The sequence below is a fragment of the Pseudoalteromonas sp. TB41 genome (assembly GCF_000497975.1).
Lineage (GTDB): Bacteria > Pseudomonadota > Gammaproteobacteria > Enterobacterales > Alteromonadaceae > Pseudoalteromonas > Pseudoalteromonas tetraodonis.
On record NZ_AUTH01000110.1, the window covers coordinates 15,581 to 37,480 of the forward strand.

Here is a 21,900-nt window from a genome sequence, read left to right on the forward strand (position 1 = left end):
CGTTCAATTAAGCTGCGTGAGCTTTGTTTAAGCGTTGCTCTAAATCTTTTATGCGAACGTCCTGCGCTTCGATATGACATTCAGCTAAATCAAGTTGGTCGCAGATACGGCCTAGCTCTTCGTTTTCTGCGCGGTCTGCATCGCTTGGCCATACATCAAGTGGTGTGTAATCGGTTGGGGCGCTTGTGCTTTCAAACACTGGCGACTTGAACGACTCACCTAATAGCGGTTCGTTTTGTCCTAGCATGCGGTTAACTTCGGTTAATGCTTCATGCTCTTGCTGCTCAAGAGGGAGTGAGCTTGATTGCTCTGCTTCAATTGCTTGATGCTCTGCGTTGCGCTGCGCGTTTAAATCGGCTTGCGCTGCTTGTTGCTGTGCATCAATTTCGGCTTGTGCGTTAGCTTGGCGTTGTTGCTCGAGCTCTGCCTGCTCTTGTTCGTATTGGGCTATACGGCCATTTATTAGGTGCGTAAACTGCTCTTTATCTGCAAGCAAGTGTTGCTGTATATCGTTAAATAAAAACTGATAATTATGCGCAAGCTCATTAAGCGTGCTTATATTCATTCGCATGTGCTGAGCGGTAGATGAAAGGTTTATTTTTTCATTGGCTACCGCTGTATCTATGGCGTTGCTGATTGACTCTAGCGTGCGCTTGCCTTTTATTTCGCTTTTAAGGTCAAGTGTTGATGGTGGCAGTTTGAACGGCGCAAGCTCTGCGTTAAGCTCATTGATGTGTGATGCTAAAGATACAGAACCGTTAATAATCGCATCGTTTTTTATTTCTTCTTTGCGGCTTTTTACTTGCTTTTCGGTTGCTAATCGAGCCTGGCGCAATTGCTCTTTTATAAAGTTTAAATCTTTAACGAATGCGTCAATGTCTTGAACTTCACCAAGTACAACTCCCGCCATGGCTTCTAGCTTTGTTTCAGCGCTTTTAAATACTTTGACCATGCTTTCAGCGTCAGCAAAGTCCTGATCAGACTCTAATCGCTTCTTTGACTTCTCAACTAAGTCTTCTGCTGCTGCTTTGTATTCACTTAGGTTACTGGTAAGTGTTAGCCCATCCATTTTATAAGCGATTGCAGGTAGGTCGCGTATTGGTTGCGCTTCAACCTTTTGCTTTTCCTCTTCTTCAACGTAGTTGCTTAAATCATTTGCAAATTGATGCCACCCAGCAATTACTTTTTCGCGGCGCTCAGGCACTGACTCATACCAGCAATGCAACGCTGTTTCTTCTGTGCCTTGAGAAGCCATAAATAAAGTGCGCTCTGCACCTGATACCAATAGCTGATGCTCAAGCTGCGGCCAGTATTCATCTGGCATTTCATTGTTAGGTATTGCATCGCTTAACAGTTTATTAAGCGTTTTATGTTCCCATGCCTGATCCTCAAGCATGGTAATGCCATCGAATGATGCTAAGAGTGGCAGGCCGTCAACTTCTTGCGTGCCAGTTGCCGGGAAAAGCTCATCATTAACAACGCGTTCAGCGATAGGGCGTGCCATTGCTTCATACTCATGGCCCGCTGAAAAGATCTTTTCCTGCTGTGCTGTCACTTCTGGCACTTCACCGGTGGCCTTTTCTTTTAACAATTGGTTGCGGCTTTTGTACTTACTAAGGCCAAGCATTGCGGTCGCTTCGCTTGCCGTAAAATGTGCACTGCGCACTTTATGCCACTCTGCTGAACCTTGTACTAAGTTTAAAATTCTCATTATGCTGCTCCTTTTACTTGTACTGAGTGAATTGTGTTTATTTGATCTTCGGTTAGCTTTGCTTTCGATTGAACTTTTCCAATAACTTGATCTGCGCTCATTTTTCCTGACTCAATGGCTTGCGCCCACTTAGGAAAGTTCGCGTTAAAATGCTCGCTAGGGTAGTAATCTAGTTGCGCTGGCTTATTGGCTGGGTTTACTTCTTTTTCAGTCACGATTGCGCCGGAGTCTTTAAAGCGCTCAGCTTCATCTGGATCAATAATTCCTGAAATGCCAAACGCATAACGGCCCGCTTGAATGGTTGCTTTATGGCGCAGCATGCGGGCAGGCCACTGTTTCCAAGTATCGGTAGTGCGTTTGCACTCTTCCATGTACTCGGTCACCTCAATAGGGTGCTGGCAATTCTTTTTAAATATGCGGCACGTAACAGCAATAAGATTTGCGCCGTCTCTAATGTCGTTAAACACCATGCCGTCAAAATCGTGATGGCTATTTATGATGCGCAACCAACCATCTATAGAAACAATTGGCTGTATCCCTCCTCCTTTAGCTGGAAAGGCGTAAATTTCTTTAACAAGTGGGTTAAGGCTATATTCGTTAGCCACCGCAATGAACGATGCAAATTGCTCTCGCGTTACTGGCTTTCCAGAAGGCATAACCGTGTTTAATATTACGTTTTCAACTTCTTGCTCATCCATTGATAAGCGAGTTGCTAACTGCGTTAATGCTTTACTCATAATTCAACTCCGATTGATGGTTTTTTAGATTCTTAACCTGCTAACTTAAGGTTTGATTGGGGTAGTGCGCCTTGTTTTTTAAAGTTGCGCACTGTGTTGTATGCCGCTTCTAGCTGCTCAACTGCGTCGGCATCTGTTAAAAAAACAGTTATTGATTTTTCGCACCTGCCATTGACGTAAATAAATACGCAAATTGATGGGTCGGTTGCTGTAGTAACCACATTTACATGCACGCTATGGCGAAAATTAAATGACTCAACCGCCAAGGCTTCAATGAGCGTTTTCGCATCAAGCGATAAAGCGGGGAATGTATTTGCTTTAATATCCATTTTTGTAACCCTAGTTTCATTTGATGCTTTACAATGTAACCAAAGTTCCAAAATGCGTCAAGTATAAATGGAACTAAAGTTACATTTATTTTTTATTAATTGAGGGTTAATATCTTCTTAGAGCTTGATAATCATTGATATAGAGGGATTTAACGCGATGAAAATAAAATTTTTAGGGGTTATGGTTGCAACGGCTACGCTTGCTGCTGGGTGTGGAGGTGGTGGCAGTGACTCCGGTTCTGGGAGTGGTGGTGTTATTGTTAATCCGCCGCCTGTAAGCTCTGTTGACTATCCAATTAACAACTCTTCATTGGTTAAATACTCTGCGGGAGATTACATTCAGTACGATGGCCGCGTTAAGCTTAGAGAGAGCGATACTTACGTTGGCTTTGATCAAAGCGCAACTGTATTAACTCAATATCAAAACCCTATTGAGCCTTTTAATATTGATTCAGGGAAAGATTTTTTAATTACACAGTTGGTTACATTAGAGTCAGGCGACGTTGTTACAGATAAGTACCATGTAATACAAACTGAAAGCGCTGAAATCTACACTATATATAACAGCGATACGTCTGAATATAATTGCGCTAGATATGAGGTTAATGACAATTGCATCGGTTTACTGACGATGCCTGGCGAGTATTTTAAATCAGATGTGTACACTCAAACTGGCTTTGAGGGCTCTTGGTTCTCTGGGAGATTTGATAAAGAATATGCAGTTACCCACACGCTACAGATGGGCGATACTGTAATTGTTGATACGCAATTGGGAACTTTTGAAACATACCCTTTAAAAATAACTTATTTAAGAGAAGATTTATATTTTCCTACTTTAAGCAAAAGCATTGTTGGTACTTACTGGATTCATCCAGATGTTGGGGTTGTAAAGGCTGAGTATGTGAGAAAGGAAAGTAATAGTGAGGTTTACGAGGTTAACTATTCAATTGTCGATAGTAGTTTTTAATTTAGTTTAAAGCTGGCTTGTTATGCCAGCTTTAATTATTGCTGAACCATTACAGAGTACCAAAACACTGAGCCTAAAACTTTAATATCTTTAGACTGCTCACTGTCGTAATCTTCATCCGGGTACTCATCTCGGTTAAAGCTTCTAAGTCTTATTCCACCTGATGGTAATCTATGAACAACTTTAACTCTTAAAAAGCCGTCATGATCAATGGCGTACATTGAGCCATCTTTAATCCTGGTGTTGGCTGTGTTTATTCCTACGGTTGCTTTGTCTGGTAAAACAGGCTCCATACTATCACCACTAACAGTAACACATGCTGCACACGCTGCATCTACGTTATAGCGTTTTAATGTTGATTTGGCGAAGCGCAGTTTAAATCCTGAGTCCTCTTTTTTAACCAACGAACCAGCACCGGCCGCTAACTCAACTTCCTTGTAAAATGGCACTTCTACCTCGTCATCTTCAAGATCCGTACTGCCTGACCACTCATAAATAACGCCAAGCTCAGCAACGTTAGATGTTAGCTTTTCTGTTCTTTTGTATGGAACACCGACTTTTTCACCGTAAAGAATATACTCAGGCGTGCAATCTACCGCTTTAGATAGCTTTAAAAGGCTATCCCCATTTATTTTTACTGTTGGATCTCGCTCCCACTTAGTAACCGCAGCGCGGTCTACACCGCACGCATCACCTAGGCTTTGCTGACTCAACTTGGCTGCTTTGCGCAGCGTTCTAATACGTTCATTTTGCATAATGGAACCTAGGTTACATTGTTGGGCCTTATAAGTCATCGTTTCTATAGTTCCATTTTAACTTGATCTAATATGGAACTACGGTTACTATTGGTTACTAAAGTTCCAAAAATAAAGGTGCTGAAATGCATAAAACCGCAGTCATAAAGCACTTTGGTAACCAAAGCGAGGTCGCCAGAGTGCTCGGCATTAGTCATAACGCAGTAGGTAAGTGGGGAAAAGTTATCCCGCTTTTAAGGGCTTACCAAATCCAAAGTCTTGACGGTTGCGATCTTAAAGTTGATTTATCTCTTTACGATTCGAACTCTCAACCCAAATCAGCAGCATAGGAGAACTATAGATGCTTTTATCTAAAAAGAGTACGAGAAACTTGCCCGTAGCTTATCGCTGTGTATCAGAAGCCGCAGCAAGTTTTACTCGTGATTACAATATATCTGATATTGCTAGACAAATGGGAAAGTCAGCAACAACGCTGAGCAACAAGCTTAATCAAAATGTTGATTCTCACATGCTTGGATTGATCGAAGCAGAAGCAATACAGCTGATCACGCAAGACTTTAGAATATTAAACGCAATGGCCTTGCATGCCGGGAAAGTTCTATTTGATCTGCCAGATGCAAACCTTACCAGAGAAGAATTAACAGTATTAAACCTGTCTTTGATGGAGTCTCAAGGCGAGCTGGCTAAATCAATGCGAGTAGCGCTAGAGCATAACCATATTACCGAGACTGACTTTACGATTATTGAAAAGACAGCTCTTGAGTCTATCACTAGCACTTTACAAATTGTCGCTGAATTACGCGAAATGGTAGGACGCAAACTGCCAGGTCGCGCCGAGAGCTTAAAGGTGGCGTGATGAGTGATAAATACTTAGATATTAAAGACCTTGTTGATGGCAAGTTTTATAAGTTTTCGCTTGATGGGCGTGCTTGTGCAGGCGTTTTTATAAAGGCCTTAGCTGGCGATAAAGAAGAAGACGGGTTTTATTGCAATGGTGTTGAGGTTTGCCCTGTTGCTGATGCGCAACAGATTTTGTCGTTGAGTGAAGAACGCGAAGCGCTTCACCGCTACAACCCAGCAGTACTAACCATGCCTGATTTTGATGCTGAATATTTAAGCCGAGTAACGAATGCTAGAGCAGAAATTGACGCTGTGATGCAAAGGTATGGTTTTGAGGGAATAAGAACAGAAGCGGGTAATAGCAAAGCGTGCAAGACGTTACGGGACGCTTTTCGCCATGATGTTTTAGTTAAATATCGGCCTTAAAGTGCTTAAGGCCGTGGGTGTTATTTGTTGTTTTATTTGCTTGAAAGGGCTTCTTTTAAGTCTTTCTCAAGGTCAATACCAAATAATGCTAGCGACTTTGCTGTGAGTGTATACCAGCCATCGGTGTGTTGTTTTATAAGCCCTTCTGATTCTAAAAAAATCAGTAGCCCTTTATGAAAATCGACGTCTGGTTTTTCCTCAGGCTTGAATGGTTTGGGAAAGTCTTTTTCAAGAGAGTTAAGTACAGCGACGGCATCGTTATAGAAAGTTTCTAGTTCCATGTTGTTGTCCTTTTGTTTGTTGGTTTAGTAATTCGCACTTGCATGCTAGCAGACAAAAGGGCGCTTTTTAATCAGTTTTAATTTTAGGTTTTATTTATGGATGCAGCAGATAACGCACAAATAGAAATAGACCGCGAACAAGCGCGGCAAATTGCCAATTTAAAACAAACTGAGGTTGTTGCAACTGATGAATGTATTGAATGCGGTAACGAAATACCAGAAGAACGCCGAAAGGCAGTGAATACCAATTTATGTATTGGTTGTGCAGAAATGCAAGAAATCAAACGAAAGCAGTTTAGGCGGTGAGTATGGAGCTTAACCAAAATACATTATTTGCTTTTTCATGCGATTGGTTTTCGTTTCAGTTAAACGGAACTAATAACGCAAGACGCGGGAAGTTTAATACGAATGTATTTTTTGGCTTCGGCAAGCGCGCAAGTAATCGCAAGCTTTATAAGTTACCAACGCTGTTTTGGACTAAAGGTGAAAATTCAGTCTCAACTATTCGCGCGATTAAACGCAGCACACAAACGGGCGGTTATGTGCAAAGGGGATTAAGAGCGCAAAGCATGCTTAGCCTTTATTTTTTGCGCTTTTATATTTCGGCACACTTTGACACTTACCGAGCAGGCGAGCTGGGGTTAACCGCGACTAATAATTTATTAAATGATGGGGAATACACCCTCTTCGTTAAGTTTGGGCGGTGGCAGTTTTTCATTTAGGCAGGATTGCGTTAGGCGTTCTTGCATTTCACGGCGTAGGCCGTCGTGGTTTGCTTCGCTACATGCGCTGCATATGTCGGCGCCATAGCGGTGCAAAGGTTTAAGCCTGAGTGTTGGGTGATCATGTTTGGTCTTTTGACAGACGATACAGGTGTATGAGTAAGGCATGTTTGCCCCTTTGTTGTGTTGTGATTCGCACTTGCAGCTTAAAACAACGAGGGGGCAACTTACAAATGATAGGTGTGAGTATGCGATTTATTTTTTGGCACGGTTTAAATATTGGCTTGCTGTTAATGCTGGCGAGTTTACTTGTTAGTGAAAAAAACGCTCTTTCAGACTTGTTAAGCATATTAGCGTGCGTTGCTTTTGTAGCTGGCTTTTTAGGCAGCTTTATTAAAGGGCGCAGGCGATTAAAAGAAGATAAGAAAATTAAAGCGCGGCCTACAGGTGTAGACCGCAGATAAAACAAAACCCGCATCAGCTTAGGAGGCACGATAGCGGGTTTCAATTCATCGAGGTAATTATGGCTAATTTAGCAGAAGTTTACAAGTTCCCTGATAAACAGGGAGGACTTAACGAAAAAGAACGGCGGCAGCTTATGAGTGAAAAAGGCGGCTTTGCTAGTACGTACAGAAGCATTGACCAGCAACCGTGGAGTAATGACGGCGTGTGCATGCTTATAGCGCAGTATTTAATACGTAACGCGGCGTTTAAGGCGCTAAGTATTGAGTACCGCAGTAACAGGCTTAAATTAAGCGCTGGGCAGTTTGTAACGACTGTGAGAGAGCTGGCAGCAAAAGCGGCTATAAACTCGCTATATAAAACAGAAAGCTCAGCAGCAACAGCTACAAACAGAGCGCTAGAAAAACTTGAAAAAGATGGTTTTTTAACACGTAAATCTATAGGCAGAACAGTGACGCAATGCACTGTAATTAGCCTACCAAACTACTCAAAATTTAACCAAAAAAGTGAAACACGAAGTGAAACACGTAATGAAGCACGAAGTGAAACACGTGAAAGCCTTGGTATAAAAGGCGTTGCAGCTAGTTGTGAAACACGAAGTGAATCACGCAATGAAACACGAAGTGAATCACTAAATAAGAATGATATTAATAATAAAGATCTAATAACCCCCCTTACCCCCCAGGGGGTGACTGCGTTGTTTGATGCGTTTTGGAAATCGTACCCAAGCAAAAAATCAAAACCCACTGGTCGCAAGGCGTTTGAAAAAATCGCAGCAAAATTCAAAACCAAGCCTGATGAATTTAAAACCTTGGTTGGCGAAATCATTAGCCATGTTGAAAAACGCAAACTTGACGATCCGCAGTGGACCAAAGACAGCGGGCAATTTATCCCGATGCCGGCCACTTTTTTGAATCAAGAGCGCTGGAACGATGAATACACAACGGGGGCAAACCATGAAAGCAGTCAGCACAATCTTACAAGCCAATCACATCGACAATTGCGGTCGAATCCTAATACCCGATACGCAGACGCACAAGCGTACTTGGAATCACGCGGACTCGCCGGACCTAGAGAAAGCGGTAGTAGCCCTGTGGACTCGTCTGGACCAAATGTTTACGGGCCGGTGGACGCGGGAACATGGGGGACTGGGGAGTGATGATTTTAAATATTTGCTTGGCTTGCTCACTGAAAAGTTTAAAAGCCCCGATGATGTTGCCGCCGCGAGCATTAAATTGCTTGAGAGTGGGGCAGAGCATCCACCGTCAATCCCTAAGCTTTTGTCGCTTTGTCAAAAGCCTAAGCAGCATGCAGCACACAAAGAGATTAATCGTGATTTTTTGTTGCCGCAGCTTGCAAAAGGCCCGCGCAGCGAAGGCACAGAACAAAAACTTACAGCTTTGCGTGAGCAACTAAAGCGGAGGGCTTTAAAGTGAACAAATACAAAAAAATTACAGTTGTTTTAAAGGGTTTTTTAGCCGTTGCTTTAGCGATATATGTGTTTTTGTATATTGGCTCATGTGCGCAGCAGCTTGATGAGGCGCGTGAAAACGTGTGCAAAGAAAAAGGCATGGTTTTAGTAACTGCTCGCGGTAAAGACTACTGCACATACGGCACAAGGGAGGGACTATGACTCTATTTAAAGAAATCGCAGAGCGTCAAATTAAATGCGAAGTATGTGGCTGTGACACTATTGCGCTATACGGTGGTGGCTGGGATAACGATTTAATCTACTGTAGAGATATTGAGTGTGGTGCTGAGTACGTATTCCCAACAACGACAATTGCGGAGGGTGCGGAATGAAATCATACGAGCAAGACCAAAAAGAGTTTATTCGTGCGCTTAAGCAGATTTTAGGTAGCGATTACCAAGCGGCATTGGTTGACGCAAAAGCAGCTAAGGCGGCAGCGCTTGAGGGGATAAGTAACCCAACACCAAAACAGATTGGCTTTGCAACAGCAGAAGCTAACCGCGCTATGGCAAGGCACGCTAAAGCCCATGGTGTTGATAGTGTGCCGCAGTACATTAAGGACCAAAAAGAAGCGGCTAAGAACAAACACGCACAGCGCAATAATTCACATAGCCAAAACCGCCAAGCGGCTAACCGCATGCAAAACATTAAAGCGAACCCCGGTAACTTTACATCAAACAAAGTGCCAGCTAACCAAGGCTATTCGCTTAACGCTGAGCTTGAAAAAACATACAGGGCAAAGGTGGCGTCATGAAGCTAAACGAACTTAAGCCAGGTACTGAATTTATTCTAGTCAGAACAGGCCAGCGCTACAGAAAGAAGATAAACCAGAATGGCAATAAATTAGGCTTTATTGCTTGCTCAAGAGTGATAAGCACAAAGCAAAGTGCATCCATAGATATTAATGGCCAGTGCTTTGTTGAGATAGCGAGTAACGACGATGAGTAAGAAAGTGCTAACCGCTACTAATGTCCAATACTTCATGCCGCAGATAGGCCAAGCAGTAAGAGACTTGTTACGCCAAGGCAAGAACGTGGTTATTGAGTTTAAAGAACACAAGGCTAAACGCTCATTAGCTCAAAATAGATTGCTTTGGATGTGGAACCAAGAAATAGCTAATCATTTTCGTGATCACTTTGGTCAAGAAAACAGCTCGGAAGATGTGCACGAAGTATTTGTTCGGAAAAAGTTTGGCGTGAAAGTCATTCAAGCCGGTAACGAAGAACCAATCATCGTACGCAAGCGCACACGCAAACTAAACACTAAGGAGTTTTGCGAATACCTAAATTGGATGGAGCAGTATTGCGCTGAGTATTTAGAGCTCATGCTACCTCAACCAGAGGACTTATATCACTTAGCCATTTACGGGGAGTCAAACAATGTCGCTCATTAGTAAAAAAATACGTAACAGCGCTCGCGGTCAAAACTGCCAAGTGCGCATACCAAGTGTATGCAACCATAACTCTGAAACCGTAATACTTGCCCATGTTGGTAAAGGTTCGGGTATGGGCCAGAAGTGTGACGATATACATGCCACTTACGCATGCTCTGCTTGTCACGATGTAATTGATAGACGAGTACGCCAAGGAAGCGCAAACGAAGTGATGGTTTATGCCTATGAGGGCATGGTTAGAACGCAAAAGCTTTTACTAGAGCAAGAATTGATACAGGTGGCTAAATGAAAATAACCATTGGTATTGATCCCGACTTTGTTAAAAGCGGCATAGCAGTTACCCAAAATGAAACGATTATTCATTTAGAGTCATTAGGCTTTGTAGATTTGTTTGAGTACATAGCCGCCGCAGGTGATAAGCAAAGTATTTTAATTAAGCTTGAGAACCCAAGCGCTATAAAGCCGCTATTTGGTGCAAAAGCTAAAAACAAGCGCTCTATACGTGAAAAGATTTGTCAGGACGTAGGGAAGTGCAAAGCCACCGGCTCACTCATTCAGCAAGTGCTAGAAAGCCAAGGCTATAAAGTGAAGTTAGTAAAACCACTTAAGGGCCCTGTTAAACGCCAAGCTAAAAATAATGCTGTTTACTTTAACAAGTTAACCGGCTGGCAAGGGCGAAGCAACGAAGATAAGCGCGATGCCGCATTGGTGGCGCTTTATGGGTGATAAATAACTGATTTAAAAGGCTAATAAAACTAATTAGCGAAGTGGGCGGGAAAGTTATTACAATTGGAAATGTTAAAAATTGTGTACTTTACCCGTTTTGTAAACATTTTCTTACACATGGGGCGCATACCGATGATGTCAATACAATTGCTTTACAGCAGACAAGTACCAAGAACAATAAATTGCGATCCTGCAATGCTTACGCGCAGCGCTAACGCAATCACCAAAGAAGAGATATTAGCCATACTAGGCCAAGTACAGCACAAGCACCCAATTGGTAACGCGGTACTTGATGCGCAAATAGCGATGGACGAATCAGCAAAGGCTTTATTGCAAGACGCGTTAATGCGTTCGTTAATAAGTCAGGGCTATGATGAGTTTATATCACAGGCGCTTGCTACAGTTGCCGTAATTGAAGTGTGCGATAGTCCTGCTTGTTCACGATGCAAAGGTACAGGTTTATTCATGAAAGCGGGGCAAGGAATGATTGAATGCTCTAAGTGCCATGGGGTAGGTTCGTTTGTACCAAGCGGGCGCGAGTTGCACCGAATGGTGCTGCAGGCACTACCGTTGGGTAAAGGCTTTAGCAGAGACACATTTAAACGCAAGTGGTACGATATTTACATGGGCACTGTTGATACGCTGCACACAGAAGCGGGCGACGCCGCTGCATATGCTAAAGACATATTACGCAAGATTGAAAGCGAAAACGAATATAGGGAAGTGGGCTGATATGGCAACGGTAAGCATCAATGGCAACCACATTGTTATAGATAAAATAACAAGGCTGGAAGAGTCTATTATTTCAATGGGGTTCAGTCCTGAAAATGGGGTGGACACTTTTCATTGTAGGTATGGATATATAATTCACATGGGGACCGACTCCATGACGATTGATTTAGGGACTTACACCAATAAGGTTAAACTTCCCGCTGATTTAAACACGAAAGAAGCGGTGCTTGATTTTCACAAAGAGATAGAAAACAATATTGCTAAGTGCGCAAAAAATCTTGCCAGGGAAGAAATCAAGCATTTCATAAGGATGACCGGACTATGAAACTATTCAAACTCAGCATAATCGGTGCTTTGTTCTCATACCATGAGCAGGCCAAGCCTGATTACTTGAAAGATACTATTGGCAATGCAGAGGCTGGGCCGCAAGCTCTAAATGAAATAATTAACCGTAGAGGCAAGAGCTTTACTCAAAGGCTGGTTATTCCGCCTAGCTTAATGCGCGATATAAGCGAAAAGGAAAGGAAAGCTGTTATCTTGGATGAATTAAGCGTACACGAGCAAGTTGCTAGGCAGTTAGCAATGCAAATGACAGATGATGACTTTAAAGTTATGGGAGCAGGCAATGACTGATAAAACTAAAAAAGAGATTGAAGCAACCGAAGCAAAAGTAATGGCAATGCTTGAGTTGGGTGAATTAGATAGCGCAGTAGTTGATTATATTGAACTGCTACAAGAAACAATTACAACTTACCAGGGCGAGCTTTACGCGAAGAATAGCCAAATAAGCAGCCTTGAATATAAACTAGCCAATATAGATAAAGTTGAATCTTGACTTTCGACCACTTATTGCTACTATTTCACCAAGCTAGGTATTTTACGCCTAGCTAGAAAAGCCCGCTTAACTGCGGGCTTTTTCGTATGCGCACAAAAGTAAGGTTTTATTAGTCATTTTACTCCTTAGTAAGCCCAGCCTAACCGCTGGGCTTTTTTATGCGCGAAACAAATTTAGATGGTGGGTGTTATGAAAGCTAAAAGTTTAATCGCACTTGGCTTATCAGGTGTTCTTGCTGCGGTTGGTGTTACGGTTGCTAACTTTGAGGGTAAAGAGTTAACCGGCTATGTTGATCCCGTTGGTATTGAAACAACGTGCTACGGCCACACAAAAACAGCGCAAGCAGGTAAACGCTACACAGAAGATGAATGCTTAAACCTGCTAGCCCAAGACCTAGCAGAGCATAACAAGCAGCTAATGAGTGCGGTTAACGTTCCACTTTCTCAGGGTGAGCATATGGCTTACCTTTCTTTTATTTATAACGTGGGCGCGGGTAACTTTCGCCGCAGCTCATTACTACGTTATTTAAACGAAAATCAGCGCAATCTTGCTTGTGATGAATTATCACGCTGGGTTTATGCCAAAGGGCGCAAGCTTACGGGGCTTGTAAAACGCAGAGAGCAAGAGCGTCAAATGTGCTTAAAAGGTGTTAGCAATGCTAAAGCTACTTGGTAGTGTTGAGCGACTGATTATAGTAGGGCTGTTAATTGCAATAGCGGCACTGACTTATTCAGCAAGCAGCATTAAAGCTGAACTTAAAACAGCCAAGCAAACTATTGAGCAAAAGGATTTAGCAATAGAGAACGCATCCATCCAAGCTGAATATCTAACACAAAGCGTTAAATTATCAGAGCAAGCAAACGTCAAGCTAATGAAAGAGCGTGAATCACTTGCCAAAATTAACGCACAGCACAGCGCTGAAATTGCCAAATTAAACAAACAGTTCCACTTCGCGCAAACTCAAATTGCAAAATTAAGGTCGTCAAATGATAAAGCCGTTAAAGATTGGGCTAATAGCGCTATTCCTTGCGATGCTATCAGCTTGCTCAAGTACGCCAGCAACAAAAGTTGTGACGAGAACAGTAGTGCAAACGCAGTACAAGTACGTGACACCGCCCTTACAAATAATCAAGCAATGCGAAGTGGAATCAAATTTTAACATGACCGATTCGGCTAGCTTATTAAATTACGCCCGCCAGTTAGAGCAAAACATAGATGAATGCAACAAAGGCATTGAACGCATCAAACAATGGATTATTGACAATGGATAAACCAGTAACAGTAGCAAGTTATACCGCAAGTATTGGCACTGCCGCCGGTGGGCTTTTTTCGCTAAATGAAATAGCGCTAATACTCGGTATTATTTTTACTGCTATTACGTTTTTTGTGAACTGGCGATACCAAGTTAAACGCCATTTACTTGAGCTACAAAAGCGCCAAGAAGATGCTGAGTTTCATAAAGCAAGAATGGCCGAGCTATTAAAGCAAGATAGCTTAGAAATGATTGAACAGCAGCCATCAGCTAACGACGATAAAGAAGTAAGCAACAATGCCTAAAATCGTATATGCGCCAATATTAGAGCAAGCTGGGTTTTTAAAGCGCAAAACAGCTGATGAGCCACAACCTGTTACATTCCCAGTTGACGATGTTGTTATCTTCGGTGCTTCAATAATGGAGCAATCATTTAGCGGTGCAAATCAGCAAGTAACTAGTAATTTATATGCCACCAAGGGCGCTACAGTGAATGTACACGAGAGGGCGACCTCTGGTGATAACACCACGGTAATGAAGTCAAGGCTGCCTGCAATAATTTCTGAGTTCCAACCCAACGCATCTAGGACGCTAGTTGTAATTCACGGGGGTGGTAATGACCAAAGTCAGTCTGGCCCTTATCCGGGTGGCGCGACTACTATGGAAGAAAATATGCGGTCTATGCTTCAAGATTTAAAAGATGCAGGGTTTAAGATTGCATTATCAACCATAACTTATCGCATACCGCCAGCAAGCAACCCAAGTGAGCTTTATAACGAAAATGTAATCAACCCTCTAATAGCTGAGTTTGCAGATGTAGCACTAGATATGTACAGCTTAACGTTTGACAATCAAGGCACTTGGTTTGAAGTTGACGGGATACACCCTAACTCAACTGGTGAGGATATGACTAGAAATTACATAGTTGACAACACCTTTGAGAGGTTTTCTAACTTAGGACCTATACCTCAGCCTGTAGGGTGGAATGATGTAGTTTTGCAGTTTGGTTTAATTAATGTATACCCTGATGGTAGTAATGAGTTTTCTATAGATTCAACTAAATCTAATATTAAAAATGTAGATTTGACTGTAGTAGAAGGTGCTGAGGTAACGCTGTTAGGTTCAGGCGGGCATAGTGATGAGCTAGGAAGAGGTAATGTTAATGACCCTACAGACGATAGTATATCATTAACAAACAACAGTGGCTTGTTAAGTTATGTATATAAGCAAGACGGAACAATAACTGTAGACTTAAGCGCTGCTACCCTTAACCCAACATCTACTTACACGGTTGGATTAACTGCATCTAGAAATGCCACAGACACAAGAAATAACGACATTGTAGTGGGTGGCGTAACCAAAGTTATAAACGTTACAGCATCACCGGCTGAAATAGTAGAGTTTACGGGCGTTCTAGGCTCTGACTTGATTGCGACAGGTATTACATCAAGCCCTACTGGTGGTACTGGTTTTGCTTATATAGGCATAACAAGAATAACCAGAACAGCATAAACAAAAACCACCGCATTAATTTGCGGTGGTATTTAACACATTGAGGAATTAACCAATGTCTATAACCAGACCAGATATTATTGTAAAGCCAAATAAAGATAACGACTTGATAGCGCTATTGAACGAGCAAGCGGGATTTGATGCGGTTACCGTTGGTACTGTGCTGCGCATTCAAAACAAGAGCGATAACTATGTGTATGTTCAGCAATCAGACCAAGTAACCACTGAGTTTAGCAGCGGTACAGAGTTAAAGCGCTCATGGCAAACAGAAACAGACGCGGCGGCACTAGGTGTTAGAGTTAGTTGCGGCGGTAAAGAAAGCACAATCAGCGTTGAGGTAGTGAATGCCTAAATTCAAAGAATACGATTGGTCAGGCTACACAACGCTTGAACGATTGTACTGCTATGAATTTATGGTTGATAGAAGCAAAGGCGAAGCGGCTATTCGCGCAGGCTATAAAAAGCAAGCAGCCAAGCAGCAAGCTACGCGTGTATATAAAAAATGTGAGTCACGCATTAACGAAATGCTTAACGACTTAACTGAGCCGCACAATGTAACCGTAGACCGCATTGTACAAGAGCTTGCAAAAATAGGTTTTATGGATGCGCGTCAGTTCTTTGATGCCAACGGCAACCCAATACCCATACAAAACTTAAGCGATGATGCAGCCAGTGTTATTGCTGGCATGAAAGTGCGTAGTGAAAGCGATGGTGATGATGGCGAAGTAGCCACAATTACTGAATACAAGCTCAATGACAAGATTGATGCGCTGCGCTTGCTAGGCCAAAACCTACAAATGTTCACTAAGAAACTCGTTATTGACGACAAGCGCCCGCTTGTTGTTGTTAAAGATATGACCGGCCGCAAGAAGAAAGAGCAGTAAGCGCGTGTGTCTCAAACTACTTATGAATTTTTGTATGCGCCGCAAGGTGACGTACTCGATCAGTATTATGTTGGCCGCGACCGTGTAACGCTAATTATGGGCCCGCTTGGCTCAGGTAAAACAACCGTATCGTGCATGCGTGTGTTTGACCAAATATGTGAACAAGCGCCGGACGCACACGGCTCGCGTAAAAGCCGTTGGATAGCGGTAAGAAATACCTATCCTGACTTAACGGGTACAACCATAAAAGATTGGTCTGACTTGTATCACAATGAACACACGCAGTTAGGCAAGTTTAATAAGGACTTTCCACCTACCCACTATTTAGACTTTGATCTAGAAGATGGCACGCGAGTAATTGCAGAGGTGGTTTTTTTGGCATTGGATAGGCCCGACTCAGTAAGGAAGCTGCGAGGATTACAGGCCACAGGGTTTTGGCTAAACGAAGTCAAGGAGCTAGACAAAGCCATAGTTGATATGTGTGACGGGCGACACGGACGCTACCCCAAAGACGTAGCGCCAAGCTGGCATGGCATTATAGGCGACACTAACGCGCCTGATACCGATCACTGGTATTACGAACTAGCAGAAAAAGAACACCCCAAAGGCTGGACATTCTTACGTCAGCCAGGTGGTGTGATTGGCACAGTAACGGGGCCACCTAACGCACGCGTTACTACATGGGAGCCAAATCCAAACGCCGAAAACATTAATAACTTGCCAGATGGTTACTACATTAACCAAGTGCAAGGTAAAAAGGACGATTGGATCAGGGTTAACCTAGCCAACGAATACGGCAGCGTATCAACGGGTAAGCCAATTTATCAGGGTGTGTGGAATGATGCAGTGCATGTATCTGAACACAAGTTATTGCCTATACCGTCCGTTAACAAACTTTTACTTGGCTTTGACTTTGGTAGAACGCCAGCGTGCATTATTGGTCAGTTAATGCCTAACGGTAAGTTGCGAGTGCTGCGCGAGCTAATAGCAACTAGCATGGGTATTCGGTCATTCATGGACCAATCTGTGATCCCATGCCTTAAAAAAGACTTTCCAACGTTTAATATTAAAGATATGGAAGCCTACGGCGATCCAAGTGGCGTTGCTAAGTCAGGAAACGACGAGAACAGCCCAATCGGCATATTAAACGACGAGTACAAGCTAACTACTTACCCAACGGCCACAAACATTCCCCTGCGCCGCTGGGAGTCTGTAAACGAATTTTTAATGAACACCATTGACGGCGTGCAAGCATTTGAGCTTAGCAGGTGCTGTGAAGTGATCCGCAAAGGTTTTAACGGCGGGTATCAGTTCCGCCGGTTAAACGTAAGTGGCGAGAAGTACGCAGAAGCCGCAGACAAGAATAAGTTTAGTCACTGTTTTGTTTTTGATACTGCTATTGATACAGAGCATGGCGTAAAAAAAATAGGCGAAATTAAAGCTGGAGATTTAGTGCAAACCCCGCTGGGGTTTAAGCCTGTACTGGCAACAATGAGTTCACTAGTTGAAGAGCTAATAGAGCTTACATTGTCAGATGGAAGAGTGATTATTTGCACGCCTAACCATCCATTCTTCACTGCTTATGGAATTAAGCGAGCCGATGCGTTACAGTATCTACCTCTAGTTTCAAAAGCAGATAAAGTGAGTGAAAAATGGGTAGGCCAAGTAAACATCAAATACAAGAATTTAACGGCATTAAGTTCTACAAAAAGCCAGATGGGTATTTCAAAGCTTGTTACAAAACCTATGAAAAAACCATCTACATGCACCGTTATGTTTGGGAGTTTTACAATGGCGAAATTCCTGACGGGCTTCAAGTTCACCATGTTAACCATGATAAAGCAGATAACAGAATTGAAAACCTTGAACTCATGTCGTGCTCAGAGCATTCCAGCCACCACGGCAGGCTTACAGCAGGAACTGAGAGTGCAAGGCAACACATGGAAAGTATTAGACCGCTTGCCACTGAATGGCACCGCTCAGAAGAGGGGAGAAAGTGGCACAGTGAGCATGCAAAGCGATCAGCGGAGCAAAGGCAAACTATTGAGAATAAGTGCGCATGGTGCAAAAAAATATATAAAGCAAAAGTTGGAGCAATTAAAAAAGGCTTTTGCAGTATGTCGTGCCAAGGCATGGCAAGAAAAGCGTCAGGAGTTGACGACGTTGAACGAGAGTGCTGCGTTTGTAGTGGAAAGTTCAATGCAAATAAATACTCAAAACGAAAAACATGCGGTAAGAGTTGTCAAAGCAAGGCTTCTGCCGCAAAAAGGTACGATAAGAGTTTATGACCTTATGGTACAGGATGCTGAGTGCTTTTATGCAAACGGCATCCTAGTGCATAACTGTCACGATGCGCTGCAATACCTTGCCCAAGGCGCGCAAGGTGAAATTAATTACGCATGGTTAGATCAACACTTAGCCAACAGCGAAAGCAACCAATCAATTATAGCTGATTCAGTTAGCGGGTATTAAATGAAACAAGAACCGAAAGACTACGAGCACGATTACGATAAAGACAATAAAATCGATATGCTTGCTATGGAGCTTGAGCGCCAATTAACACAGGTTATAAACGATCGTACCGTGATTGATAGCCGCATGGTTGAAGATTTAAAAAATTACCACGGCAAATTAGACGATGAAACAATCGATGCGCTTAAAAAAGCAAAGCGCTCGCATCCATTTATAAAGCTTACCCGCGCTAAAACAAATGCAGGCGAGTCGCAGTTAGTTGATTTGCTATTCCCTAATGATGATAAAAATTACGGCATTAAACCAACACCAAGGCCAGAACTAGCCGCAAAGCTTGATAATGAAACCCCTGTAGAAATTGACGGCGAGCAGTACCAAGACGAAGAGGGCAACCCAATCACGCAAGGCGACTTGGCTGAGCGAGAGCTTGAAATAGCAAAAGAACGCTGCGAAAACATGGAGCTGACTATTGATGATCAGCTAATTGAAACCAAATACAACAGCCGATCACGTAAAGCGATACACGATGCGTGTGTAGTTGGTACCGGTATATTAAAGGGTCCCGTTGTTATGGGTAAGCTAAACAAAGCTTACACAGAGCAAAATGGTGAATTTGTACTTGAGCTAAAAGAGTCCTTTACGCCAGGCGTTGAAGTTGTGCGCCCTTGGGACTTTTTCCCTGACTTATCAGCCAGTGAAATAAGCGAAGCCGAGTTCGTGTTCGAGCGCCGCTACATGAGTAAGCAGCAAATAGCAGAACTACCACAGCGCAAAGGCTTTAAAGCAGATCAGGTTAAGCGCGTGCTTAAAATGACCTCACAGCAAACGCAGCATACAACCAGTTACCAAGATGATGTACGCAAGCTTGCAGGGCTAAGCGACACCATTAACGATAGCCGCTATGAAACATGGGAATACCACGGCCCTATAGATAACGATGTGTTAATTGATGTGGGCGCAATTGACTTACCCGAAGATGAAGAGCAAGCGCTTGCGTTTATTGATGAAATGAGCGGCGAAGAAACCATGGCGACCGTGTTTTATTGCGGCGGTATTGTTATGGGCGCACGTGTTCACCTAATGAGCTACGAGGGCTACATGCCATATCGTGTGTTTAATTGGGAGCCTGACGACTCAAGCATTTTCGGCTACGGTATACCGCGCATGGTTCGTGATGAGCAAGGCATTTTAAATACTACATGGCGCATGATGCTCGATAACGGCGGCATTACCGCAGGCCCACAAATCGGCGTGAACAAAAAACACATACAACCTGCCGATGGCAATTGGAACATAACCCCATTCAAGCAATGGAACATGACAGGCGGAACAGACGACATACGCAAAGTATTTACAACGGTGCAATTTGATAGCCACCTAAATGAATTGCAGGGCGTTTACCAAGTTGCCCGCGTACTGTTTGATGAGGTGTCGGGCGTGCCAATGCTGCAGCAGGGCGAGCAAGGCCAATCAACTCAAACTCTTGGCGGCATGAGTATGTTAATGAACGCAGCTAACACAGTGCGCAGACGCCAAGTAAAAGATTGGGATGACAATATTACCGAGCCGATGATCAGTGACTTCTATCACTGGAACATGAGCTATAACGAAGATAATAGCATTAAAGGCGATTACCAAGTTGATGCTCGCGGTACTAGCGCGTTACTCGTTAAAGAAACACAAGCGCAGTCGCTTACTAACTTTATGAGTGTGGCGGGCAGTAACCCTGTGTTTGCACCAGTGCTACAGCTAAAAGCGGTTGATATATTGCGCGAGTGGGTTAAAACACAAGGCTTACCAAGCTCTATTATTCCAACCGATAAAGAGCTTGAGCAATACCAAAAACAACAAGCAGAACAAAATGAGGGTCAACCACAAGATCCCGCCATGATGGTTGAGCAGCTACGCATGCAGCAGCTACAAGCTAAGCAAGAATTTGACTCGCAAATGTTTGACAAAAAAGCCCAGCTAGATAGCCAAGAGCAACAAGCAAACATACAGATTAAATACCAGCAACTAGCCGCTGAAATGCAAGCACAGCAAAGCAAAGAGCGTGTTGAGCTAATGAAGCTCACGCAAAATGAAAAGCTAAGCAGTGAAAAGTTAATTGTTGAACTTAAAAAAGTACAAGCCAAAAACGAGCAAGATTGGGCTAAGTTTAGCGCTGAACTAAAAGTAAAACAGCAAGCAGGCCAAACGGCTAACTACGGACTTGATTAATTATGAGCTTTGTAACAACCAGCACATGGGTAAAAATTAAAAAGCAGCTAAACGAAGATAGGCACGACTTAGTTGAACAGTTAATACAATCAAATATAGAAAAACAATCCGACCAACTGCGCGGTAAAATAAAGCAGATTGACGACATACTAGACGGTTACCCAGCCCGTTTAACACAAACAGAATCCGACACGTAGCATTTAGCTATCTGTCAAACAGAACCCACGCATTGCCGTGGGTTTTTTTATGACTGCAAGAAAGCACTCACAGGAAAAAACCATGAGCAATCAAAATGAAAATCCGAACCCTGATCAAGAACAAGAGCAGGATGCGGCAGCGTTATTTACAGCACTAGCAAGCCAAGACTCTAACGACTCTAAGCAAACAAGTGATGATGATGCGCTGGACAACAGCGAAGAAAACAACGGCGATACTGATCCAGTAGAAAACGACCGAGGCGACACCGAGCAAGGCCAAGCCGATGACGATCCATGGTCGCAAGTAGATGAATCACTACGCAATGAGTTTTTAACGCTACAGGCTAACCATTCCAAGTTGCAAAACGACCACAAGGCTAACGCTGGCCGTGTTCAGGCGCTTAATAACAAAGTGGCTGAGTACCAAAAGCTAGTTGAGGGTGCAGAGCAACAAGGTAAGCCAACCGGCGACGGCCCCACTGCCGACGACCTTGAGGGTATGAGCTTTGAGGAAGTTGAAGAAGAGTGGCCCGAAGTAGCCGGCTATTTAAAGAAACAACTAGAACGCACGCAGCAGCAGCTAACGCAGCAATTTGAAGAGCGACTAAACCCGCTTAACGAAATGCACACGCAACAGCAGCAAGCACAGCAGCAACAGCATGTTCAATCTGAATTGCAACGACTCCAACAAGTACACCCTGATTTTCAGAGTATTGCTAGCGACTCGAAGTTTCACGATTGGGTAAACACTCAGCCTGACTCTGTTAAAGCTATGGCTGGCAGCTTACACGCCGCTGACAACATTGCGTTGTTGAATCTTTACAAAGGCAGTAACGGCAAAGGCCGCACTGCAAAACCGTCGTTATCCGATCACGCAACCATACCCAAAAAGGGCAGTGGGCGCCAAATACAAACCGATCCGAATAACGTCGATCCCGTCCAGTTATTTACACATCTTGCATCCAAGAAAAAATAG

The 21,900-nt window shown here is 43.3% G+C and carries 34 protein-coding genes; 29 read left to right on the forward strand and 5 right to left on the reverse strand.

Annotated elements, in window-relative coordinates:
* Positions 1-7 precede the first annotated feature (7 nt).
* The 3 genes from L641_RS0119815 to L641_RS0119825 are packed head-to-tail and all read right to left on the reverse strand — an operon-like array spanning position 8 to position 2,777.
* Entirely contained in the window at positions 8-1,711 is a 1,704-nt protein-coding gene (locus L641_RS0119815; protein WP_024602893.1) for a YqaJ viral recombinase family protein, read from the reverse strand.
* Complete coding sequence (locus tag L641_RS0119820; RefSeq protein ID WP_024602894.1) at positions 1,711-2,448, reverse strand: recombinase RecT; 738 nt, start codon at positions 2,446-2,448, stop codon at positions 1,711-1,713. Before L641_RS0119820 ends, L641_RS0119815 begins: the two co-directional genes overlap by 1 nt.
* A 32-nt stretch (positions 2,449-2,480) precedes the next feature.
* Entirely contained in the window at positions 2,481-2,777 is a 297-nt protein-coding gene (locus L641_RS0119825) for a hypothetical protein (protein ID WP_024602895.1), read from the reverse strand.
* A gap of 157 nt (positions 2,778-2,934) precedes the next feature.
* Here L641_RS0119825 and L641_RS0119830 point away from each other — a divergent pair, with 157 nt between their 5' ends.
* The gene (locus tag L641_RS0119830; protein ID WP_024602896.1) at positions 2,935-3,744 is read left to right on the forward strand and encodes a hypothetical protein; all 810 of its coding nucleotides are present in this window, start codon (positions 2,935-2,937) and stop codon (positions 3,742-3,744) included.
* A gap of 35 nt (positions 3,745-3,779) precedes the next feature.
* Here the strand turns inward: L641_RS0119830 and L641_RS0119835 are convergent, their stop codons facing one another.
* Positions 3,780-4,499 (reverse strand): S24 family peptidase, encoded by a 720-nt coding sequence (locus tag L641_RS0119835; protein WP_024602897.1) that lies wholly within the window; start codon positions 4,497-4,499, stop codon positions 3,780-3,782.
* Positions 4,500-4,624: 125 nt separating this feature from the next.
* Here L641_RS0119835 and L641_RS0119840 point away from each other — a divergent pair, with 125 nt between their 5' ends.
* From L641_RS0119840 to L641_RS0119850, 3 genes are read left to right on the forward strand one after another with little or no spacing between them, the layout of a single operon-like run.
* Complete coding sequence (locus tag L641_RS0119840; protein ID WP_024602898.1) at positions 4,625-4,828, forward strand: Cro/CI family transcriptional regulator; 204 nt, start codon at positions 4,625-4,627, stop codon at positions 4,826-4,828.
* 41 nt (positions 4,829-4,869) lie between these two features.
* Positions 4,870-5,355, forward strand: coding sequence for a phage regulatory CII family protein (locus tag L641_RS22670; RefSeq protein ID WP_158000853.1), 486 nt, complete (start codon positions 4,870-4,872; stop codon positions 5,353-5,355).
* On the forward strand, positions 5,355-5,765 hold the full coding sequence (locus L641_RS0119850; protein ID WP_024602900.1) for a hypothetical protein: 411 nt from the start codon (positions 5,355-5,357) through the stop codon (positions 5,763-5,765). The genes L641_RS22670 and L641_RS0119850 overlap by 1 nt, the downstream gene beginning before the upstream one ends.
* Before the next feature lie 32 nt (positions 5,766-5,797).
* Here the strand turns inward: L641_RS0119850 and L641_RS0119855 are convergent, their stop codons facing one another.
* A complete protein-coding gene (locus L641_RS0119855; RefSeq protein WP_024602901.1) occupies positions 5,798-6,046 on the reverse strand; it encodes a hypothetical protein in 249 nt (82 codons plus the stop codon).
* A gap of 96 nt (positions 6,047-6,142) precedes the next feature.
* Between L641_RS0119855 and L641_RS0119860 the strand changes: the two genes are divergently transcribed.
* The 25 genes from L641_RS0119860 to L641_RS0119990 all read left to right on the forward strand — a co-directional run bounded on the left by L641_RS0119860 (position 6,143) and on the right by L641_RS0119990 (position 21,900).
* Positions 6,143-6,352, forward strand: a complete 210-nt coding sequence (locus tag L641_RS0119860) for a TraR/DksA C4-type zinc finger protein (protein WP_024602902.1) — start codon at positions 6,143-6,145, stop codon at positions 6,350-6,352.
* A gap of 2 nt (positions 6,353-6,354) precedes the next feature.
* Positions 6,355-6,768 carry a hypothetical protein gene (locus tag L641_RS23325; protein ID WP_024602903.1) on the forward strand — a complete coding sequence of 138 codons (414 nt, stop codon included), beginning with the start codon at positions 6,355-6,357 and terminating at the stop codon, positions 6,766-6,768.
* A gap of 248 nt (positions 6,769-7,016) precedes the next feature.
* On the forward strand, positions 7,017-7,232 hold the full coding sequence (locus tag L641_RS0119870; RefSeq protein ID WP_024602904.1) for a hypothetical protein: 216 nt from the start codon (positions 7,017-7,019) through the stop codon (positions 7,230-7,232).
* A 59-nt stretch (positions 7,233-7,291) separates the two neighbouring features.
* The gene (locus L641_RS22675; RefSeq protein ID WP_024602905.1) at positions 7,292-8,389 is read left to right on the forward strand and encodes a hypothetical protein; all 1,098 of its coding nucleotides are present in this window, start codon (positions 7,292-7,294) and stop codon (positions 8,387-8,389) included.
* 273 nt (positions 8,390-8,662) lie between these two features.
* Positions 8,663-8,863, forward strand: coding sequence for a hypothetical protein (locus L641_RS0119885; RefSeq protein ID WP_024602907.1), 201 nt, complete (start codon positions 8,663-8,665; stop codon positions 8,861-8,863).
* Positions 8,860-9,033, forward strand: a complete 174-nt coding sequence (locus L641_RS23330; RefSeq protein WP_158000854.1) for a hypothetical protein — start codon at positions 8,860-8,862, stop codon at positions 9,031-9,033. Before L641_RS0119885 ends, L641_RS23330 begins: the two co-directional genes overlap by 4 nt.
* Entirely contained in the window at positions 9,030-9,455 is a 426-nt protein-coding gene (locus tag L641_RS0119895; RefSeq protein WP_024602908.1) for a hypothetical protein, read from the forward strand. Before L641_RS23330 ends, L641_RS0119895 begins: the two co-directional genes overlap by 4 nt.
* Complete coding sequence (locus L641_RS0119900) at positions 9,452-9,649, forward strand: hypothetical protein (RefSeq protein WP_024602909.1); 198 nt, start codon at positions 9,452-9,454, stop codon at positions 9,647-9,649. The genes L641_RS0119895 and L641_RS0119900 overlap by 4 nt, the downstream gene beginning before the upstream one ends.
* Positions 9,642-10,094, forward strand: a complete 453-nt coding sequence (locus tag L641_RS0119905) for a recombination protein NinB (RefSeq protein WP_024602910.1) — start codon at positions 9,642-9,644, stop codon at positions 10,092-10,094. The genes L641_RS0119900 and L641_RS0119905 overlap by 8 nt, the downstream gene beginning before the upstream one ends.
* Entirely contained in the window at positions 10,081-10,383 is a 303-nt protein-coding gene (locus L641_RS0119910; protein ID WP_024602911.1) for a DUF1364 domain-containing protein, read from the forward strand. Before L641_RS0119905 ends, L641_RS0119910 begins: the two co-directional genes overlap by 14 nt.
* Complete coding sequence (locus L641_RS0119915) at positions 10,380-10,820, forward strand: hypothetical protein (protein ID WP_029750488.1); 441 nt, start codon at positions 10,380-10,382, stop codon at positions 10,818-10,820. The genes L641_RS0119910 and L641_RS0119915 overlap by 4 nt, the downstream gene beginning before the upstream one ends.
* Before the next feature lie 132 nt (positions 10,821-10,952).
* Positions 10,953-11,552 (forward strand): hypothetical protein, encoded by a 600-nt coding sequence (locus L641_RS0119920; RefSeq protein ID WP_139016082.1) that lies wholly within the window; start codon positions 10,953-10,955, stop codon positions 11,550-11,552.
* Position 11,553: 1 nt separating this feature from the next.
* On the forward strand, positions 11,554-11,877 hold the full coding sequence (locus tag L641_RS0119925; RefSeq protein ID WP_024602914.1) for a hypothetical protein: 324 nt from the start codon (positions 11,554-11,556) through the stop codon (positions 11,875-11,877).
* Entirely contained in the window at positions 11,874-12,185 is a 312-nt protein-coding gene (locus L641_RS0119930; RefSeq protein ID WP_024602915.1) for a hypothetical protein, read from the forward strand. The genes L641_RS0119925 and L641_RS0119930 overlap by 4 nt, the downstream gene beginning before the upstream one ends.
* A complete protein-coding gene (locus tag L641_RS0119935) occupies positions 12,178-12,387 on the forward strand; it encodes a hypothetical protein (protein ID WP_024602916.1) in 210 nt (69 codons plus the stop codon). The genes L641_RS0119930 and L641_RS0119935 overlap by 8 nt, the downstream gene beginning before the upstream one ends.
* A gap of 189 nt (positions 12,388-12,576) precedes the next feature.
* Entirely contained in the window at positions 12,577-13,062 is a 486-nt protein-coding gene (locus tag L641_RS0119940; RefSeq protein WP_024602917.1) for a lysozyme, read from the forward strand.
* Positions 13,043-13,546, forward strand: coding sequence for a hypothetical protein (locus L641_RS0119945; protein ID WP_024602918.1), 504 nt, complete (start codon positions 13,043-13,045; stop codon positions 13,544-13,546). Before L641_RS0119940 ends, L641_RS0119945 begins: the two co-directional genes overlap by 20 nt.
* Positions 13,547-13,650: 104 nt before the next feature.
* Positions 13,651-13,944, forward strand: coding sequence for an HP1 family phage holin (locus L641_RS22510; RefSeq protein WP_024602919.1), 294 nt, complete (start codon positions 13,651-13,653; stop codon positions 13,942-13,944).
* Positions 13,937-15,151 (forward strand): SGNH/GDSL hydrolase family protein, encoded by a 1,215-nt coding sequence (locus L641_RS0119960; RefSeq protein WP_024602920.1) that lies wholly within the window; start codon positions 13,937-13,939, stop codon positions 15,149-15,151. The genes L641_RS22510 and L641_RS0119960 overlap by 8 nt, the downstream gene beginning before the upstream one ends.
* Positions 15,152-15,206: 55 nt before the next feature.
* Positions 15,207-15,503 carry a hypothetical protein gene (locus tag L641_RS0119965; protein WP_024602921.1) on the forward strand — a complete coding sequence of 99 codons (297 nt, stop codon included), beginning with the start codon at positions 15,207-15,209 and terminating at the stop codon, positions 15,501-15,503.
* On the forward strand, positions 15,496-16,035 hold the full coding sequence (locus tag L641_RS0119970; RefSeq protein WP_024602922.1) for a terminase small subunit: 540 nt from the start codon (positions 15,496-15,498) through the stop codon (positions 16,033-16,035). Before L641_RS0119965 ends, L641_RS0119970 begins: the two co-directional genes overlap by 8 nt.
* Before the next feature lie 6 nt (positions 16,036-16,041).
* Complete coding sequence (locus L641_RS22680) at positions 16,042-18,507, forward strand: terminase family protein (RefSeq protein WP_024602923.1); 2,466 nt, start codon at positions 16,042-16,044, stop codon at positions 18,505-18,507.
* Positions 18,508-20,727, forward strand: a complete 2,220-nt coding sequence (locus L641_RS0119980) for a hypothetical protein (RefSeq protein WP_024602924.1) — start codon at positions 18,508-18,510, stop codon at positions 20,725-20,727. It begins immediately after the preceding gene.
* 2 nt (positions 20,728-20,729) lie between these two features.
* Positions 20,730-20,924 carry a hypothetical protein gene (locus L641_RS0119985; RefSeq protein ID WP_024602925.1) on the forward strand — a complete coding sequence of 65 codons (195 nt, stop codon included), beginning with the start codon at positions 20,730-20,732 and terminating at the stop codon, positions 20,922-20,924.
* A gap of 82 nt (positions 20,925-21,006) precedes the next feature.
* The gene (locus tag L641_RS0119990; RefSeq protein ID WP_042849423.1) at positions 21,007-21,900 is read left to right on the forward strand and encodes a hypothetical protein; all 894 of its coding nucleotides are present in this window, start codon (positions 21,007-21,009) and stop codon (positions 21,898-21,900) included.